A 3,598-nucleotide genomic window follows, 5' to 3' on the forward strand; every position below is an offset into this window, starting at 1 on the left:
GCAGTCAGTTCCCGAAGCCGCGCGATCAGCGCCTTGTTGAACGCCGGATTCAGCGAGGACACTGTGGTGATCTGGGTCTCCTCACCAACAACCCGCCGACCACAAGGCCGAGCGGGCTGCACAGAATCAACAGGATCAGGTTTGGGTTTGGGTTTGGGTTCGGGAGGCTTGCTAGCACAGGCGGCGATCAGGCGCTGCTCACACGGCCGGCGAGCAAACACCACACCCTGGTCCGCGTTCGTTTGGCCTGGTGGAACTGACTGGGGCTTGCCGGATTCCTTCTCCTCTTCCTCTTCGCCATCTGGATCCTGGCTGGTCAGCGGGTGGCGTTCGGTGGTGAGGAGTTGGTCTGCGAAGCCGAGTTGGATGGCCGCGGTGGCGTCCATCCAGGTTTCGGCGTCCATCATCCGCGACAGTTTCGCCCGCGACAGGCCGGTTTTGTCTTGGTAGGCGTTAATGATCGAATCCTTGACCGCCTCGAGCATCGACAAGGCTTTCGCGAGTTCGTCTTTGTCGCCGATGGCGAGGGTGGCAGGGTTGTGGATCATCAGCATCGATACCGGACTCATCGCCACCGTCTCGGCGGCCATCGCGATCACCGACGCAGCAGACGCGGCGATCCCGTCAATGTTGACCGTCACCTTGCCGGGGTAAGCGGTGAGCAGGTTATAGATCTGCGCTGCCGCAACCACGTCACCGCCAGGGCTGTTGAGCCAGATCGTCACCGGCCCCGAGCCAGCATTCAACTCGGACGCGAATAGGGCTGGGGTGATGTCGTCAGCAAACCAGGACTCTTCTGCGATCTGGCCGTTAATACGCAAAACCCGGACGGAAGCACCATCCGGGTCACTAGTGGTTTGATCGTCTGGCTGGGGCGCCTCCCAGTTCCAGAAACGTCTACTCATATCCTCCTCCTTACAAGGTGGTCTCGGGACTCATCGGGCGGATCCTCTGGTGGCGGGCTTTCGTCAGCTGGCTGGTTGGCGGCGTAGGCACCAGCCAGACCGAGGGGCAGCATGTTGCCGTTGACCAAATACAGGTCGCCGCCAGCCTCGAGTGTGATCCGGTCAAGGTTTTCTAACTCGCGGATATCGTTGGCGCTCATCCACCCGTTCTGGCGGGCCACCGCATACCCCTCCATGCGGGACTGGTAGTCACCGCGCAGTAGGCCTTCGAGGTTGAACTTCACAAACACCGACGGCTTCTCACGCTCCGACAGGAGGGTTTTAGTGATGGCTTGCTCGAAACGGATCACCCACGGATCCAACGTGTACTTCACAAACTCCAACGACTGCTGCTCAATATTGCTAAAACTGCTTTTGTCGAGGTCGCCGATCATGTGTGGCGGGATGCGGAAGATCCGGGCGATCTCGTTGATCTGAAACTTCCTGGTCTCCAAAAACTGCGCCTGCTCCGGAGACACACTGATCGGCGTGTACTTCATGCCCTCCTCCAAGACGGCGATCTTGTTGGAGTTACGGGCTCCGCCGAACGTGGCCTGCCACGAATCCCGCACCCGGGCTGGATCCTTGATCGTTCCCGGATGCTCCAGCACACCACCGGGGGCGGCACCGTTAGCAAAGAAGGACGCGCCGTAGTCCTCAGTGGCCTGGGCGAGGCCGATCGCGTTCTTCGCCATCGCAATCGGCGAATACCCCACTAGCCCATCGAAACCCAGGCCGGGGATGTGCAGCACGTCCGAGGGGGCTAGCCGGATGGTCTCATACTTCCCGGCGGGCTCATCCCAGGAGGTCTGGTACTCGTAGTAGAGCTGCCTGGTGCCCAAGTCTCTGCCGACGGCCATGCGGCTTGGCATGAGCGGATAGAGTGCGATCACTTCGCCGAGGCCGTTGCGGATCACCTGGGCGAACGCGTTACCCCACAACAACAGGTGCGTCATAAGGGTTTCACGGAATACGAAACTGGTCATTTCCGGGTTCGGCTCATCATGCAGCAGCCGATACAAAGGGTGGTCGAGAGCCTTCTCCTTCCCACCATCGCCACGCTGCCGATACACATGCAACGGCAGGCCAGCGATCGCTTCGGCGAGGATCCGCACGCAACTGTAAACAGCGGTTAGTTGCATAGCGGAATACTCAGTTACCGCACGCCTAGTTGAGGAAGACCCAAAAAAGAAACTATATCTACTGTTTGGTAAAGAGTGATTAGCAGTGTTCCGATTCCGAAATATAGCAGTAAGTTTTTTCATAATTTAATCTTTAAAGCAAGTGATCCCTACCGCTAAATTGCGGTAGGGATCACTGTGAAGAGCTAATAACAGAGCCTAAGTTGCCTACACTATTTTTCGTAGGAAATACCTAAAAGACGAAGTCTACAGCTGCTTTGCTTCACTGATTACATCAGCGTGTAAGCCAACTGAAGCTGAAAGTATTTCAATCCCGAGAAGGTAGCCTTCTTTATCAACGTCTATTGTTACTTGCGTTTGACCGTTAGGCGTTTCTATGAATGAAACCTGCTGTGCCGCTTCACCGGCTCCAACATTCTTACCGAAAGTGATGTAGGCAGCATCGACTTCCCGATCGTAGGTCATGTGCATAAGTTCATCCTTTCGTGACAGTAATAATATTACCAGTCTTGTTGGCTACAATAACGCGAATTCTATTTTTGACTTTACCTTGAGTGAACACAGAAGTTCCTTTCTTTCCTGCTGTTTTAGCACCATTTCTTACTACCTGTTTCACCAATTCTTTACTAACGCTTCTAGCAGCCATTTGAGTCAATGCATGACGGGTAAAATTCGCCATAACACCTAAAGCAGGGATCCAGAAAGGGTCGGCGACTACAGGATAAATTGTTTCGGCATCGGTGTGGACACGTTGAATTAAGCGGTTACCGTCAATTATATAATCCGTGTTGACCAAGGGACTGGCGACCGCGAAGGCTAAACGCGAAGGCGACGGCAAGACACCCATGGGGCAATACCGCATCCCTTTCACCTTCGGCACCAAAGCAAAACCCAAAGGCACCAAGATCAAGTACCGTCGCGCCGACCGCAACGACCAATGGTGTTCACGGTCTGGTTCACGCCACTACAACACGTGGATGAGTGCGCCCAACAGCAATTGCCGCGCTAAGGACGCCGAGGTGTTCTCCAAGATCCCGCAGTACAGTCACGTGGCCGTGGTGGACTACAACTCTGCTAGGAAAAAGGGCCGCGGTTCCGCGATTTTCGTTCACAAGCACGGTAAAGGTTCGACCGCCGGGTGCGTATCCGTGACAGAGAAGCAAATGGTCACGCTCGTCACCTGGTTGCAGCCGCAGCACAGCCCGCGCATTGTGATCGCGCCTAGAGGCGAACTGAAGAACCAATAGGGTGCAGGGAGCGACCTCAACCGGGCGAGAAGAACGCGCGGCGAATTTGGCTTTTGCGGTTACTCAGCCCGGTGGGCCGGGTTCAGCTTTTCAATTGCCGACATCGGGGTGTCATAGGCAAGGACGTTATAGCCGTCGTCTTCCCCAGGCCATAGGAACGTGTGGTCGAAGCTGTCGCTGGCGAGGTCGTATCGGGCAATCCAGGTCTGCCAATCACCACGCTCGGGATCTGCAGTCAGTTCCCGAAGCCGCGCGATCAGCGCCT

Annotated in this window: 4 protein-coding genes and 2 pseudogenes; 1 reads left to right on the forward strand and 5 read right to left on the reverse strand. The window is 56.0% G+C overall.

Annotated elements, in window-relative coordinates; genetic code table 11:
* Positions 1–116: 116 nt before the first annotated feature.
* From HMPREF3092_RS10035 to HMPREF3092_RS11075, 4 genes and pseudogenes are all read right to left on the reverse strand, one after another.
* Positions 117–905, reverse strand: a pseudogene (locus tag HMPREF3092_RS10035) (head maturation protease, ClpP-related); the annotation flags it as partial.
* Positions 902–2,209: a phage portal protein gene (locus HMPREF3092_RS10040; protein WP_070424788.1), complete on the reverse strand. Its 1,308-nt coding sequence runs from the start codon at positions 2,207–2,209 to the stop codon at positions 902–904. The gene HMPREF3092_RS10040 and the pseudogene HMPREF3092_RS10035, both read right to left, overlap by 4 nt.
* A 123-nt stretch (positions 2,210–2,332) precedes the next feature.
* Positions 2,333–2,557: a DUF2283 domain-containing protein gene (locus HMPREF3092_RS10045; protein ID WP_070424789.1), complete on the reverse strand. Its 225-nt coding sequence runs from the start codon at positions 2,555–2,557 to the stop codon at positions 2,333–2,335.
* A gap of 4 nt (positions 2,558–2,561) precedes the next feature.
* Positions 2,562–2,882 (reverse strand): DUF4258 domain-containing protein, encoded by a 321-nt coding sequence (locus HMPREF3092_RS11075; RefSeq protein WP_141738022.1) that lies wholly within the window; start codon positions 2,880–2,882, stop codon positions 2,562–2,564.
* Here HMPREF3092_RS11075 and HMPREF3092_RS10050 point away from each other — a divergent pair.
* The gene (locus HMPREF3092_RS10050) at positions 2,872–3,333 is read left to right on the forward strand and encodes a L,D-transpeptidase family protein (protein ID WP_070424790.1); all 462 of its coding nucleotides are present in this window, start codon (positions 2,872–2,874) and stop codon (positions 3,331–3,333) included. The genes HMPREF3092_RS11075 and HMPREF3092_RS10050 overlap by 11 nt on opposite strands.
* 59 nt (positions 3,334–3,392) lie before the next feature.
* Here the strand turns inward: HMPREF3092_RS10050 and HMPREF3092_RS10055 are convergent.
* Positions 3,393–3,598, reverse strand: a pseudogene (locus tag HMPREF3092_RS10055) (hypothetical protein); the annotation flags it as partial.

The organism is Brevibacterium sp. HMSC24B04 (assembly GCF_001806835.1).
GTDB classification, from domain to species: Bacteria; Actinomycetota; Actinomycetes; order Actinomycetales; family Brevibacteriaceae; genus Brevibacterium; species Brevibacterium ravenspurgense.

What these genes read in the sequence shown, in the direction of transcription:
- HMPREF3092_RS10040 (WP_070424788.1), bottom strand. Translation starts at nt 2,209, where the DNA reads ATGAAAAAACTTACTGCTATATTTCGGAATCGGAACACTGCTAATCAC.
- HMPREF3092_RS10045 (WP_070424789.1), bottom strand. Translation starts at nt 2,557, where the DNA reads ATGCACATGACCTACGATCGGGAAGTCGATGCTGCCTACATCACTTTC.